The sequence below is a fragment of the Sporomusa malonica genome (genome assembly GCF_900176355.1).
GTDB lineage: Bacteria > Bacillota > Negativicutes > Sporomusales > Sporomusaceae > Sporomusa > Sporomusa malonica.
Window position 1 is genome coordinate 70,155 of record NZ_FWXI01000013.1, and the last position, 14,474, is coordinate 84,628.

The 14,474-nt window shown below is 46.7% G+C and carries 16 protein-coding genes and 2 riboswitches; all 16 genes read left to right on the forward strand.

From position 1 onward, the window contains the following. Positions 1-106: 106 nt before the first annotated feature. Positions 107-1,276, forward strand: a complete 1,170-nt coding sequence (locus tag B9A22_RS15010; RefSeq protein ID WP_176215538.1) for an MFS transporter — start codon at positions 107-109, stop codon at positions 1,274-1,276. A 149-nt stretch (positions 1,277-1,425) separates the two neighbouring features. After that, positions 1,426-1,710 carry a 30S ribosomal protein S6 gene (rpsF, locus tag B9A22_RS15015; protein WP_084576732.1) on the forward strand — a complete coding sequence of 95 codons (285 nt, stop codon included), beginning with the start codon at positions 1,426-1,428 and terminating at the stop codon, positions 1,708-1,710. 27 nt (positions 1,711-1,737) lie between these two features. After that, positions 1,738-2,133, forward strand: a complete 396-nt coding sequence (locus B9A22_RS15020) for a single-stranded DNA-binding protein (protein ID WP_084576734.1) — start codon at positions 1,738-1,740, stop codon at positions 2,131-2,133. 21 nt (positions 2,134-2,154) lie between these two features. Further along, complete coding sequence (gene rpsR / locus B9A22_RS15025) at positions 2,155-2,385, forward strand: 30S ribosomal protein S18 (RefSeq protein ID WP_084576831.1); 231 nt, start codon at positions 2,155-2,157, stop codon at positions 2,383-2,385. A 161-nt stretch (positions 2,386-2,546) separates the two neighbouring features. Next, complete coding sequence (locus B9A22_RS15030; protein ID WP_084576736.1) at positions 2,547-2,855, forward strand: MazG-like family protein; 309 nt, start codon at positions 2,547-2,549, stop codon at positions 2,853-2,855. A gap of 3 nt (positions 2,856-2,858) precedes the next feature. After that, positions 2,859-3,818 (forward strand): YybS family protein, encoded by a 960-nt coding sequence (locus B9A22_RS15035; protein WP_084576738.1) that lies wholly within the window; start codon positions 2,859-2,861, stop codon positions 3,816-3,818. Positions 3,819-3,832: 14 nt separating this feature from the next. Then, complete coding sequence (locus B9A22_RS15040; protein ID WP_084576740.1) at positions 3,833-5,836, forward strand: DHH family phosphoesterase; 2,004 nt, start codon at positions 3,833-3,835, stop codon at positions 5,834-5,836. Beyond that, positions 5,796-6,242 carry a 50S ribosomal protein L9 gene (gene rplI / locus B9A22_RS15045; protein WP_084576742.1) on the forward strand — a complete coding sequence of 149 codons (447 nt, stop codon included), beginning with the start codon at positions 5,796-5,798 and terminating at the stop codon, positions 6,240-6,242. The genes B9A22_RS15040 and rplI overlap by 41 nt, the downstream gene beginning before the upstream one ends. Positions 6,243-6,281: 39 nt before the next feature. Continuing rightward, a complete protein-coding gene (lonC, locus tag B9A22_RS15050; protein WP_084576744.1) occupies positions 6,282-8,228 on the forward strand; it encodes a Lon family ATP-dependent protease in 1,947 nt (648 codons plus the stop codon). 87 nt (positions 8,229-8,315) lie between these two features. Then, positions 8,316-9,650, forward strand: a complete 1,335-nt coding sequence (dnaB, locus tag B9A22_RS15055; protein WP_084576746.1) for a replicative DNA helicase — start codon at positions 8,316-8,318, stop codon at positions 9,648-9,650. A gap of 50 nt (positions 9,651-9,700) precedes the next feature. Continuing rightward, positions 9,701-9,765: riboswitch (Fluoride riboswitch) on the forward strand. 51 nt (positions 9,766-9,816) lie between these two features. After that, the gene (locus tag B9A22_RS15060; RefSeq protein WP_084576748.1) at positions 9,817-10,509 is read left to right on the forward strand and encodes an iron-sulfur cluster assembly scaffold protein; all 693 of its coding nucleotides are present in this window, start codon (positions 9,817-9,819) and stop codon (positions 10,507-10,509) included. A gap of 22 nt (positions 10,510-10,531) precedes the next feature. After that, positions 10,532-11,536: a GGGtGRT protein gene (locus tag B9A22_RS15065; RefSeq protein ID WP_084576750.1), complete on the forward strand. Its 1,005-nt coding sequence runs from the start codon at positions 10,532-10,534 to the stop codon at positions 11,534-11,536. Between the two features lie 38 nt (positions 11,537-11,574). Continuing rightward, positions 11,575-11,639: riboswitch (Fluoride riboswitch) on the forward strand. Positions 11,640-11,660: 21 nt separating this feature from the next. Beyond that, positions 11,661-12,890 (forward strand): cation:proton antiporter, encoded by a 1,230-nt coding sequence (locus B9A22_RS15070; protein WP_245824003.1) that lies wholly within the window; start codon positions 11,661-11,663, stop codon positions 12,888-12,890. Beyond that, positions 12,874-13,308: a universal stress protein gene (locus B9A22_RS15075; protein ID WP_084576752.1), complete on the forward strand. Its 435-nt coding sequence runs from the start codon at positions 12,874-12,876 to the stop codon at positions 13,306-13,308. The genes B9A22_RS15070 and B9A22_RS15075 overlap by 17 nt, the downstream gene beginning before the upstream one ends. 22 nt (positions 13,309-13,330) lie before the next feature. Then, positions 13,331-13,705, forward strand: a complete 375-nt coding sequence (locus B9A22_RS15080) for a DUF190 domain-containing protein (RefSeq protein ID WP_084576754.1) — start codon at positions 13,331-13,333, stop codon at positions 13,703-13,705. Between the two features lie 157 nt (positions 13,706-13,862). Beyond that, positions 13,863-14,297, forward strand: a complete 435-nt coding sequence (locus B9A22_RS15085) for an EamA family transporter (RefSeq protein ID WP_084576756.1) — start codon at positions 13,863-13,865, stop codon at positions 14,295-14,297. Positions 14,298-14,474: the final 177 nt, after the last annotated feature.

Sequence of the window (14,474 nt, forward strand, 5' to 3'; positions counted from 1 at the left end):
AATCTCGCTGTTTGAGCGGTTTCCAGGAACCGCTCTTTCACTTTTTAAGGAGGGAGTTACCATAAGTCAGAAACTAAAGAATTCAATTTTCTTTAATGTATCCTTATTGGGGGCCGGGCATTTTTTTAGTGATTTCTATGCCAATTTTTTACCGGCGCTGCTGCCGCTGGTTATGGTCAAACTCGGCCTATCGCTGACCCTGAGCGGGATGCTGGTGATGGCCTATTCGGTCATATCAAGCGTATTGCAGCCGATAAGTGGCTACTTTATTGATAAGCATGGTTATGCCTGGCTCATTCTTGTTACTACGCCGGTAAGTGCGATATTTATTTGCTTGGCAGGGCTGGCTGAAAGTAAGTTGACCTTGTTTCTTCTGGTAGGGTTAGCGGGGCTGGGGGCTTCTGTCTTCCATCCATTGGCGGCCAGTCTTATGGGCAGAGTGGTAACCGCTGAGACCAAGGGAACAGCTATGTCCGTTTTTGTATTTGGCGGCAATGTCGGCTTTGCTGTCGCTCCGGCCACTATCATGTACTTCCTAAGCATTGGGGGTACAGCCAGTCTGATTTGGCTAATGATCCCTGGACTCTTGGTTACCGGGGCTTGTTATCTGGCCGGTTTGCACAAGGTAAGTCTCATTCCGGCGGCTGTAGGTGCTCAAGGCCGGGCTGGTATGGTGCAGGGTGAGCCATGGTACAAATCTAGAGGTCTTATTTTGTTGAATGCGGTTACTGCTCTTCGATCTTGGATGCAAGTGGCCTTGCCCACCTTTTTGCCTGTGGCCCTCGCCGGAGCAGGACAGCCGCCTGTTGTAGCCGCAAGTATGCTTACTGTTTTTTTATTTAGCGGCGCGTGTGGCGCACTGGTTGGCGGCTGGCTGGGTGACAAAATTGGCCGCAAGGCCGGTGTTATCGGTTCTTTGACACTATGTCTGCCTGTTACTTATTTATTCTTGTCAGATTTAAGCCCGTCGCTTGTAAGTTATATCCTGCTGGCTCTTAGCGGTGCGCTGCTTCAAAGCACCGCGCCAACCTCAGTTGTCTGGGCGCAGGAGCTGATCCCTGGCAATGCCGCTATGGCGTCAGGGATGATGCTGGGGCTGTCGTTTGGCTTAGGCGGTGTCGGTGCAGCCATAACAGGTGCGCTGGGAGACCATATCGGCCTTGAAGCCGCTCTCCTGTGGTCGCTGCTTTCTCTTGTCGTTGCTGTCAGCTTGACTTTTGCTATCCCTCAGCCTGGTAAGATGGCAGCCAATCATCAAAAGTTAAACATTAACTAAATTAGTCTGGCTTTTTTCTTGCATTTGAGAGACAACTAGTGATATAATAATTTAGTCACAGTGATACATATTGTGACATTGGTTTTGTTATTCAAAACCTTCCCTGCTCCCGTAACGGGGGCCAATAGTCCAAAGGAGGAGGTGATTTCGTGAGAAAATACGAAGTCGTGATTATTATTAAGCCGAGTGACGAAGAAGTTACTAACGCAACTATTGCCAAGTTCGAGAACATTATTAAGAACACTGGCGGCACAATCGACAAGGTTGACCGTTGGGGCAAAAAGCGTCTGGCTTATGAAGTAAAAGATTTCATGGAAGGGTACTATACCCTGATTAACTTCACTGCTGAGCCAGCTACTGTATTCGAACTGGAACGTGTGCTGAAGATTACTGATGAAGTTCTTAAGCACATGGTTATTAAGTTGGATGCTTAATTTTGTAGCCGGGAGGTGTGAGGATATATGAATAAAGTCATCCTTGTCGGCCGCTTGGCGCAAGATCCAGAAGTCAGATATACTCAGAGCGGCAAAGCTGTAGCCTCTTTTACGCTGGCTGTTAACCGGTTTGGTGGCGGTCAGGGTCAAAATAATGCCGATTTTGTCCCGGTTGTAGCCTGGGAAAAACTGGCCGAGACGTGTGGTAACAACCTCACTAAAGGTCAGCGGGTATTAGTTGAGGGGCGTCTACAAATTCGTTCATACGAAGCCAATGATGGCCAAAAACGCCGCATCGCCGAAGTTGTGGCGCAGACCATCGAATTCCTCGAGCGTAAGCAGGCGTCAAGTAGTGATGCTGGGAATATAGATGTAAATTCGTTCGGCAAAGATGTCTTCCCTGATGAGGAAATACCGTTTTAAAAGGGGGGTAAACAAATGGCTATGAAACGCGAAAGAGGCCGCAAACCCAAGAAAAAGATTTGCAGCTTCTGTGTTGATAAAGTAAGCTCGATCGACTATAAAGATCTGCCGAAACTGCGTCGGTACACCACCGAGCGGGGCAAAATTCTGCCGCGCCGCATTTCCGGTAACTGCGCTAAGCATCAGCGTCAGATGACATTGGCTGTTAAACGGGCTCGTAATATCGCTCTTCTGCCGTTTACTGCAGAATAAGCCGATAATTATTGCCATAAAAGAGCAAGAACGCCTTTACGGAGGCTTCTTGCTCTTTTTTTATATAACGCTCTGGGGCTCTAAGTGATTTTCATCCCCGTAAAGCAGGAAATAACGCCTCCTCATTAGAATATAATAAGATGGACTAAGGAGGGGGTTGCGTGTTCTCCCAAGAATCAGATATCTTAGGAAAGCTCAGGCTAATTGAAGGGCTAAAAGCTGATCTTTTGGCCGAAGTGGGTAAACTATATCAGGCGATGGCCAGGAACCAGCGGGAGGCTATCGGTGATTCGCTGGCCCAAGTGGTTATTTCGGCTCACGTCCTGGGCCGGAGACTAGGGATTGATTATCCTGAAATGGATGAGATTGTAAATACGAAGCTTGGACACAATATAAATCAAGAACCTGAAGTAGAACGTTGGTTTGGAGATATGAGCGAATATCGCCGCCATCTCCGCCAGAAGAGGTGAACTATGCAAAAGGCTCCAGTCAGACCGGTCGTTGAAGGCGGGGTACTTACCGCTGTTGCGATACTATTTGCTCTTATCAGCACTTATGTGCCTGTGATCGGGGCTTTTGTCAATCTAATATGGCCTGTTCCAATTATTCTCCTGGGGGTGAGACATGGCTACAAATGGAGTATCCTGGCCGTTGTGGCATCAGGCATCATCATTGGGCTCCTCATGCACCCGCTTACTGCCGTGTCGGTTGTCGTAGGCTTTGGCTTAATTGGTATTGCGCTGGGGTATGCGCTTAGGCAGGGTTTTCCCCCTGGAAAAACCTTGCTGCTGGGGTCGGCTGCCTCCCTGGTGTCCAAAGCTGCCGTTATCGCAATCAGTGCAGCTGTTATGGGCTTTAATCCGCTCAATCTGCAGACCGAAGCTATGGTCAAAGGACTTGAGCAAGCGATGGAATTTTACCGCGGCATGGGGATGAAGGCTGAGGATTTGGCCCAAATGGAAGCCTCCATGCGGCCCATGATGGATCTAATGAAGATTATTTTACCTGCCGGTTTTGCTTTGGCAGCCGTTGTCGATACTTTTCTTAACTATCAGGTGGCAAAAGCTGTCCTTGCCAGACTTGGCCAGCGTATTGAGCCGTTTCCTCCTTTTCGCCATTGGGTGGTGCCGCGTATTACTTTGTATGCGATGGCGGTTGCGTTAGTTGCCATCTATTGGGGGAAAACCCGCGAGATTGAGCTGTTATACAACTCTGGAATGAACCTGCAGGTAATTTCTACTATGGTCTTGTTCGTTCAGGGATTGGCTGTCTTTTACTTCCTTGCCGATAAATACAATTTGTCAAGATTGGTTCGAGGGATTATACTATTCTTGATCTTTTCTAACGGGATCTTCATGCAGGCCCTTATTATCGGTGGTGCTTTTGATCTCATTTTCGACTATCGTCAACTGCGTGCTCCGCGATTGGAGTAACAGGAGGAATTGTAATGCCTCAGGGTCCATCATTTTGGTTTGACACCCGAATCTATTTGGCAGTAACCGCAACTTTTTTGCTTATTATCAGCTACTATAATCCTTATGCTGCCGCGCTTGGGGCTATCTTACTCTATGCACTCTATCTATATGGGCGAGAGCGATATGCCACTCGCAAAAAAGCAGTCAACAACTACATGGAAACAATCGGACGTTGTGTTGATAAGGCGGCTGCCGATGCGTTTAATAATCTGCCGTTAGGTATTGTAATTATTAACTATCAGGGCATTATCGAGTGGCGTAACGAATTGTTCTCAGAATGGATACCTGACTCGTCAGAGCTGGGGCAGCCTTTGACCAAAATTTGGCCGGTGCTGCCTATCGAAAAAATGATTGATAAAGATGGTCAGACCAGGATTGAAGCCGGAAACCGCCACTATGATATTGTTTATCGCGCTATCGACAAAGCAAGGATTGTTCTTTATATCTCGGATGTTACCGGGCAGGAGTCTGACAGGGCGGCAAGTTGCCGCATTCAGACAGTGCTTGCCTATATTCAAATCGATAATTATGATGATGCACTAACAGGTCTAAGTGAGAGTCAGCGAACAGCGATTTTGGGTGAAGTCAACCGGATGCTGGCTGATTGGATTACCGAGCTTGACGGTTATCTAAAGAAATACAGCGAGGACACCTATATTGCCGTACTAAACCGCTGTGCACTTGACCGCCTGATGACAGGCGACAAATTTGATATTTTGGATCGCATTCGCAGTATTCAGGCAGGTAATAAGATTCCTGTAACCTTAAGCCTTGGTGCAGCCACAGGTGAAAGCTCGGTGGCTGAGCTTGGCCAGCGGGCGCAGGCAGGATTAGATTTGGCCTTGAGCCGCGGCGGTGACCAAGCTGCTGTCAATATCAGTGGCAAAGTTCAGTTTTTTGGTGGTAAAGCCAAAGCTGTTGAGAAAAATACCAGGGTTAAGGCGCGGATTGTGGCTCAGGCTATCAGGGAACTGATTGATCAGGCTGATAGTATTGTTGTGATGGGGCACACCGGCGAAGATTTTGATAGCCTGGGCGCTGCGCTGGGTGTCGCCAAGATGGTGCGCCATATGGGCAAACAGGTGCATATTGTTGTCAGTCAGCCAGGTGTGGCTGTTGACAAATTGTCAGAGCTTTTATTAGACTACGAAGAATACCGCGATGTATTTATATCACCCATGCAGGCGGCACTCTTGGTTAATGCTAAAACGCTGGTGTTTGTTGTGGATACCCACCGCCCCGAACTGGCAGCCGCCCCAGATGTTTTAGCCAGAGCCGAGCGCACGGTGGTTATTGATCATCACCGCCGGGCTGAGACAATCATCGCTAACACCTTGCTTGTATACCTTGAGCCGTCAGCTTCGTCAGCCAGTGAGCTGGTTACCGAGCTTTTGGGCTATTTTGATGATAAATTGGAATTAAACCGTCTTGAGGCATCGGCGCTTTATGCCGGTATTGTTGTTGATACCAAGAACTTTGCCGTGCAGACAGGCGTCCGCACATTTGAAGCTGCGTCCTACCTGCGGCGGGCAGGTGCAGACCCTACCCTGGTTCGTCATTTGTTCCGCGTGGATTTTCAAACCATGAAAAACAGGGCGGCTATTATTGAAAATACAGAAATGCCGCATGAAGGCGTAGTCATTGCCGTATGCCCGGCCGATGTCAAAAATGCGCAGATCGCTGCAGCTCAAACGGCCGATATGCTGCTTAATATTGAGGGCGTGCGCGTAAGTTTTGTACTATTTAAAACGGAAGACGGCATTGGTGTCAGTGCCCGGTCACATGGTGATATTAACGTCCAGGTAATCATGGAACAACTAGGGGGCGGCGGACATCAGTCAGTCGCCGGGGTCAAAGTCAAAAATGCCAGTATCGATGAGGTCAAGGCTAAAATAGTCGAAATAGTAGATAGCTACATAAAGGAGAGTGTAACACATGAAAGTAATTCTGCAGCAAGAAGTGAAAAAACTCGGTAAAAAAGGCGATATCATTGAGGTATCTGAGGGTTATGCCCGCAATTATCTATTACCGCAAAAACTGGCCATTGCGGCCACTGCCAATAACGTTAATACGATAAGCCAACAAAAGGCATCTGAGGAGCGAAAGAAAGAGCGCATTTTAGATGAGGCTAAACTCTTGGCCTCTCAGATGGCCAAGATTACAGTTGCCATCCCTGTCAAAATGGGGGAAGGCGGCCGCCTCTTCGGTTCAGTAACGGCCAAGGACATTGCCGATGCCTTGGCCACCCAGCACAAACTTGAGATTGATAAGCGGAAAATTGAGCTTAAAGATGCACTCAAGTCCCTGGGAACCTTTACTGTACCCATCAAACTTCATCCGGAAGTAGGAACTCAGATCCAGGTAACAATTAAAGCCGAATAACGGCTGTTGAAACCTTAAAATTAGAAAGGTATAACACCAATGAAAGATTTTTTTAACAAACTAGTACGTAATGGCAGCCGGGAACGTGCTGCTGCTAGCGGCCCCGGCACTCAGGAAGATCAACTCAAACGCCAGGTAGCTGCCCTGTACGGTTTGTACACCGGTGTCCTGGGCGCAGAAAAAGTCGTGCTCAAAGCTGGCAAACTGGGAGCGTTAGAACTGATGCGCTCCGAAGATTTGTCAGAACGAGTGCTGGCGTTGCAGAAACTGGTGTTTGAAGATCCTACCATTGACAAACAGCCAGCTGTCCAAGAAATTCCTAAAATCTTAGAAGACATTGAGGAAGAACTGGCTGAGCTCTGCGCTCGGCGCACTTTGGAAGATCGCATTGAAAAGAAAATTGCTGAGAAGATGGAAGAACGCCATCAGGAATATGTCCAGGAGATTCGTATGCAGGTCATCAAGGAAGAAAGCGATGCTAATGCCGAAAACCCGCAGACACTCAAAAAATTTGCCCTCCTGGAAAAATTGGAGACTCGTAAATTAACCCGTTCGGCCATGGAGCTTTTGCGTCCGGCCGCTCTTGATGAGATTGTCGGTCAGGAACGGGCAGTAGAGGCGCTGAGAGCTAAATTGGCGTCACCGTATCCCCAGCATCTCATCCTGTACGGACCGCCTGGAGTGGGTAAAACAACAGCAGCCCGCTTAGTGCTTGAAGAGGCAAAGAAACTAAAAAGTACACCATTTGCTCAAGATGCGCCATTTGTTGAGGTGGACGGCACAACCCTCCGCTGGGACCCACGTGATGTCACCAACCCGCTCCTGGGCTCAGTACATGATCCGATCTATCAGGGGGCTCGCCGTGACTTAGCTGAAGGCGGTGTGCCTGAACCCAAGCCTGGTCTGGCGACAGATGCCCATGGCGGCATTCTGTTTATTGATGAAATCGGTGAGATGGACCCTATGCTGCAGAACAAGCTGTTAAAGGTGCTTGAAGATAAAAGGGTGCGTTTTGATTCGGCCTACTATGACCCCTCAGATAACAATGTACCGAAATATATAAAAAAGCTGTTTGAAGAGGGTGCGCCGGCTGACTTTATCCTAATCGGCGCTACTACCCGCGATGCTGGCGATATTATGCCTGCTGTGCGTTCGCGCTGCGCAGAGATTTATTTTGAACCCTTGACTCCTAAGCATATTGAGGAAATTGTTTATAATGCCTCTGTCAAGCTGGAAGTAGCTATTGACCCAGAAGTTCCCCGCCTTATTAGTGATTACACGATTGAAGGCCGGAAAGCGGTGAACATTTTATCTGATGCGTACAGCATGGCGCTTATGCGTGTTGGCGACGACAGGAAAAATGTCACAATTACCAGCTCGGATGTATACCGGGTTGCGCAGGTTAGCCGACTATCGCCCTATGTTAACCGCAAGGCAACAGCTACGCTCGAAGTCGGCAAGGTATTTGGCCTAGGCGTAAACGGCTATCTTGGTTCGGTGTTAGAGATTGAGGCAGTCGCCTTCCCGGCTGAAAAGGGGAAAGGCAGCATCAGGTTTAACGATACGGCTGGCAGTATGGCTAAAGACTCAGTATTTAACGCTGCCGCTGTTGTCAGGAAGCTTACCGGCCAGGACTTAGCCAGCTATGATATCCATGTCAATATCATTGGCGGCGGTCGCATTGACGGCCCGTCAGCTGGTACAGCCATAGTATCGGCTATCATTTCGGCCATTACCGGCAAACTCATCCGGCAGGATGTTGCCATTACTGGCGAAATCTCTATTCAAGGCAGGGTTAAGGCTGTGGGCGGTGTATTTGAAAAGGCGTATGGCGCCAAACAGGCCGGTATTGTTACCATGATTATCCCCGAAGAGAATAAAAAAGATATCCCAGAAGGTCACTTAGACCTGGATATCCGCCCGGTTACTACAGTAGAAGAAGCGATGGCCATACTTTTTGATGAAAAAGAGGCTGTCAGCGCCTAGATAAAAGATCCAATGCCGCGCTTCGCCCGTAATAAAGGTAGTTCTTATACGGGCGAGCGCGGCATTTAAGTGAGGGAGAAAATTTACATGATCGACCGCGTTCCCCCCCAAAACGTTGAAGCCGAGCAGTCAGTACTGGGTGCCATGATGATAGAACGGGAAGCTATTTCTAAAGTGTGCGAAATCATAAGGCCGGAAGACTTCTATCGCGAAGCCCACCGCCTTATCTATAACGCCATGATGGAGCTGTTTAACAAAAACGATGCCGTCGACCTGGTCACTGTGGTAGAAGTACTGCGGCGGGATGAAAAGCTGGAACCAGCTGGCGGCATTGCTTACGTCTCGGCGCTGGCCAACAGCGTCCCGACAGCCGCTAACGTCATGTACCACGCCCGCATTGTGGAAGAAAAGGCCCTGCTGCGCAACCTGATCAATACAGCCACCCATGTGGCTGGTATGGGCTATGAAGCCAATGAGACAGTGGCTGTCATTATGGATAAGGCCGAAAAAATGATTCTGGAGGTATCGCAGCGCAAGGCTGGACAGGAGTTTGCCTCAATAAAAAATATCATTTTTGACGTGTTTGATAAAGTTTCTGAGCTTTATTCCTCAAAAGGCGGTATTACTGGGTTATCAACCGGTTTCAAAGACCTTGACAAGCTGACTTCAGGCTTGCAGCCGTCAGACCTCATCCTGATTGCTGCCCGCCCCAGTATGGGTAAAACTGCGTTTGTCTTGAACATTGCGCAAAATATTGCCATTAAGGAAAAGTCATCGGTTGCCTTCTTCAGTCTGGAGATGTCCAAAGAACAACTGGTGCAGCGGATGTTGTGCGCCGAAGCACCGATTGATGCCCAGCGTCTTCGGATCGGCGAACTGGAAAACAACGACTGGGACAAGCTGGTACGCGCCGCTGACCGCCTGGCAGCAGCCCCTATCTTTATTGACGACACCGCCGGCATCACGGTTATGGAGATGCGGTCTAAGGCGCGGCGGCTTAAGATTGAACATGACCTAAAACTCATTATCATAGACTACCTGCAGCTTATGCAAGGCAGTGCAGGCAGTTCCCGCAGCGAAAATCGGCAGCAGGAAATCTCCGAGATCTCCCGCTCTTTAAAGGCCCTAGCCCGTGAACTCAAAGTGCCAGTTATCGCTTTATCCCAGCTCAGCCGGGGTGTCGAATCCCGTCAGGTTAAGAAGCCTATGCTGAGTGACCTCAGAGAATCAGGATCACTTGAGCAGGATGCCGACATTGTTGCCTTTATCTACCGTGAAGATTACTACGAACCTGAAACCGAGCGTAAGAATATTACCGATATCATTGTCGCCAAGCACCGTAATGGTCCTGTCGATAGTGTACAGCTCTTTTTCCACAAGCAATTTACCAAATTTAGCGATTTGTCTAAGATGCCTGGGTAAGAGGGGAATTCGTGGATTGACCACTTACCTATACGTTGCTATAATAGAATCAATCTATAGGCGATGGAGTTCGCCATTAAATCCGTTATTATGCGGTGATGACTCCTACTAGTAATTAATATACTAGTAGGAGTTTTTTGTTTTATAGCAAGAGAGGAGAGAGAGGATGAACTATTCAACAGAAGTTATACAAATGTGTACTGTGGCTAAAGGTCCCAATCATGGATCTGCCCCAATCCCGCAAGAAGGGCGATGGGGAAAAGTAAGAGAAGTCAAAGACATAAGCGGCTTAACACATGGTGTGGGTTGGTGTGCACCTCAACAGGGCGCATGCAAGTTAACCGTGAATGTCAAGGACGGCATTATTCAGGAAGCATTAATTGAAACAATTGGCTGCTCTGGCATGACTCACTCGGCAGCGATGGCGTCGGAAATTCTTCCAGGGAAAACAATTTTGGAGGCGTTAAATACCGATTTGGTCTGTGACGCCATCAATACCGCTATGCGTGAATTATTCCTACAGATTACATATGGCAGAACCCAGACGGCCTTCTCTGAAAACGGATTGCCAGTAGGTGCGGGGCTAGAGGATTTGGGTAAGGGATTACGAAGCCAAATTGGAACAATGTATGGCACTTTGGACAAAGGGCCTAGATATTTGGAATTGGCGGAAGGGTATGTTACCCGTGTTGCGCTTGATGAGAATAACGAGATTATTGGCTATCAATTTGTGCATCTCGGAAAAATGATGGAAATGATTGCAAAAGGCATGGATGCCAACCAAGCGTTAAAGAAAGCCACAGGTCAGTATGGACGGTATGATGAGGCGGCTAAAGTGATTGACCCCAGGCATGAGTAATCCATGGAGGAGATGATAAATAATGATTATGTTTGAAGGCTATGAACGACGTATCAACAGCATTAATGAAGTGTTGAAAAAGCATGATATAGATTCGCTCGAAGACGTTAAAAGAATTTGTGGTAGCAAAGGAATTGACATACATAGTATCGTCAAGGGAATTCAGCCAATTTGCTTTGAAAATGCATGCTGGGCTTATGCGCTAGGAGCAGCAATTGCAATTAAACAAGGCAAAACAAAGGCTGCCGATATTGCGTTAGCTTTAGGCGAAGGCTTACAGGCATTTTGTATTCCCGGCTCGGTTGCAGATAATAGGAAAGTTGGATTAGGCCACGGGAATCTGGCAGCTATGCTCCTAAGAGAGGAAACAAAATGCTTTGCCTTCTTAGCCGGACATGAATCCTTTGCTGCTGCAGAGGGTGCTATTGGCATAGTGAAGTCCGCAAATAAAGTAAGAATAAATCCGTTGCGCGTTATACTTAATGGCTTGGGAAAAGACGCGGCACAGATTATTTCCCGTGTTAACGGGTTTACATATGTGCAAACAAATTATGATTATTATACGAGTACTTTACAGATAGCACGGGAGATTAAGTACTCATCCGGTGAACGGGCTAATGTAAGATGTTATGGTGCAGATGATGTTATGGAAGGTGTAGCTATTATGGCGATGGAAGAGGTAGATGTATCTATCACCGGTAATTCTACTAATCCAACACGTTTTCAGCATCCGGTAGCCGGCACCTATAAAAAGGATTGCATAGAAAAAGGCAAAAAATATTTCTCGGTAGCTTCCGGTGGCGGAACTGGAAGAACCCTCCATCCAGATAACATGGCTTCAGGACCGGCTTCTTATGGTATGACAGATACTATGGGTAGAATGCATTCAGACGCTCAATTTGCGGGTTCATCTTCTGTTCCCGCTCATGTAGAAATGATGGGTTTGATTGGGATGGGGAATAACCCCATGGTGGGTGCCAGTGTGGCGGTGGCGGTAGCTGTTGAAGAAGCAACAGGTTTTGATTGACATATGTTGGGAATAATTGCTATAATCGAGTCATAATTGATGTTTGGGGCGATGGAGTTCGCCATTAAATCCGTAAACAGGCGGTGATGACTCCTACCAGGTAGCTGGTAGGAGTCTGTTTTTTTTGGTCAGAAATCTAATAAAGGGAGTGGGTGTGTTGGAGCAAAACTTTTTAGTGGCGACCGAGTGGCTTTTATTGGCGTTTGCAGCTAGTATTCTATCCATCAGGCTAGGAATTTCAGTGGCGCTCATGGAGATTGCCGTGGGCGTTATCGGTGGTAATGTCCTGCAAATCGAGATTACATCCTGGGTGAATTTTCTTGCAGGGTTTGGTGCTGTAGTTCTAACTTTTCTAGCTGGAGCCGAGATTGACCCGGAAAGTATGAAAGCAAATTTAAAAGAAAGCGTGTCAATTGGCTTATTATCTTTCTTATTACCGTTTCTCGGAGGGATGGCGTTTGCGTATTACGTTTTTGGTTGGGACAGCAATGCGTCTAAAATAGCCGGTATCGCTTTATCCACTACTTCGGTAGCGGTAGTGTATGCTGTAATGGTGGAAAGCGGGCTTTCTTCAACGCGGTTAGGTCAGGCTATTTTAGCCGCGTGTTTTATTACCGACCTTGGCACAGTTTTAGCATTAGGTATACTCTTTACAGGATTTTCAATGAAGGTAGTTTGGTTTACCGTTATTCTCATCGCAGTTGTGCTTTTTATCACTCCAGTAGCGGCTAAAATTTTTGAATGGTATGGCGGACGCGTAAGTGAGCCAGAGATTAAATTCATTTTTCTTACCCTGCTTGCGCTTGCTTATTTGGCTGTAACCAGTGGCAGTGAAGCAGTTTTACCTGCTTATATCATTGGGATGGCTATGGCTGGATTTTTCATGCGCCACAAGGAGACGTTGCACAAAATGCGGGCCATTATCTTTGCCACTTTTACGCCGTTTTATTTTATTAAAGCTGGAGCCTTGGTGTCTTTTAACGCGTTATACACAATGGCTGGCGCAATCTTATGTTTTCTCATAGTTAAGATAGTGGCAAAATTTATTGGCGTTTTGCCAACTACCAAGTATTTCAGCTATGGAAGGAGAGCCGGGATATATACTACACTGCTTATGAGTACCGGCCTAACCTTTGGAACTATTTCAGCGCTTTACGGGTTGGCAAACAACTATATTGACAAAAGTCAGTACAGTGCATTGGTGGCTGCAGTAATTTTGAGCGCCGTTATCCCTACCTTTATTGCCCAAAAGTGGTTCTTCCCAGTTCCGGGAGTAGAGGAGAGCTCTAGCCTCTCATTAGTAACGGAAAATTGCAGTTTGGAAAGGAGTGCGGGAAATGAATGCAAAGACTGATGTAAAGAATATTGTGCTAGCTTATGATGGGTCCAAGGGAAGTCAGCAGGCTTTGGAATGGGTGGTAACACTGGCACGGCAATTGGGGGCAAAAGTTACGGTAGTGACCGTTGTTAAACCACCGGAATATAGCCCAACTATTGATGAAGTGGATGAGTTTTATGCTGATGGGGAAAGGCATTACCAACCGCTTTTAACCAAGGTTGTCGAATTTGGCCTTGAGCAAGGATTAACTATTAAGACAGAGATATTACGAGGCCATCCGGCAGAAAGTATTGTGAAATATGCTTATGACCAAAAGGCAGACCTTATTGTCACCGGTACACGGGGGATGGGCGGATTTAAAAGTCTTATTATTGGCAGTGTAGCGCAAAAAGTGGTGACTTATTCGAAAGTGCCTGTCCTAGTGGTAAAGTAAAACTGAATAAGGTGGGAAAGCGATGCCCAAAATTGCAAGTAAGGCGAAACGGTTACGCATATATATTGGAGAATCTGACCGCTGGAAGCGACGTCCTTTATACAATGCTATTGTAGAAAAAGCAAAAGAATTAGATTTAGCAGGAGCCACAGTATTTCGTGGCCTTATGGGCTATGGAGCCAATAGCCGGATACATACGGCAAGTATTGTTGATTTGTCAAGTGACTTACCGATTCTGGTTGAAATCGTTGATAGTGAAGAATATATAAATAAATTAATGCCTTATCTGGATGAGATGCTGCAGGAAGGTTTAGTCATTATAGATGACATAGAGGTAATAAAATACGGAAAAACAACGCCGAAACGTAATGTGAAAACTCCTGTCTCTGATTTGTGAGAGACAGGAGTTTTATTTTCCTGTAAGAAAGTATAACTTTCCGTCTGGATAAGGGCAACATCGGCTTCCGCTTTCGCCAAGGCTCGGCGCAAGCCGTGTTTTCTTTATTGTCAAGTATGATATAATTTCCTGGAAGGATATGTATAGGAGGTATGTCATGCTGTATTATTTGACTGTAGGACTAACGATCATTTCAAGTATACTATATCATGTATTTTTAAAAGTAACCCCAGCAAATATAAATCCCCTGATTTCTCTTGCGATTACCTATTTGACTGCCAGCATTGTAACTTTATTGATGGTTCCTTTCTATCCTGGAGACAAACTGATTTCCTTTATTGGTAGTTTGAGGGAGTTAAACTGGGCTAGTTATGCGTTGGGATTTGCCATTGTCGGACTGGAAGTGGGAACATTACTAGCCTATCGCGCTGGGTGGAATATAAGCCTGTTTAATATTGTGGCAAGCACTACGGTTACTGTACTATTAATCCCTATTGGCTTATTGTACTTTAAAGAGAGTTTGACAAATACCACAATTGCTGGACTGGTGTTTTGTCTTATTGGACTTATTCTTATCAATTATAGAGGGTAAGCTAAGGCACATGGCTTATTTTAGGGCCTGTCCGGTACTTTCGGCCAGAGCAAGGAGTTCTGGCTGGGTGTTGATTGCGTCTTCCTGCGCTAGCACGTCAGCGACGATATTTTGAATCGATAAGGTGATTCCTTGAATTTGTTAACTATTTCTTTATTTGTTTTTAATTACCTATAA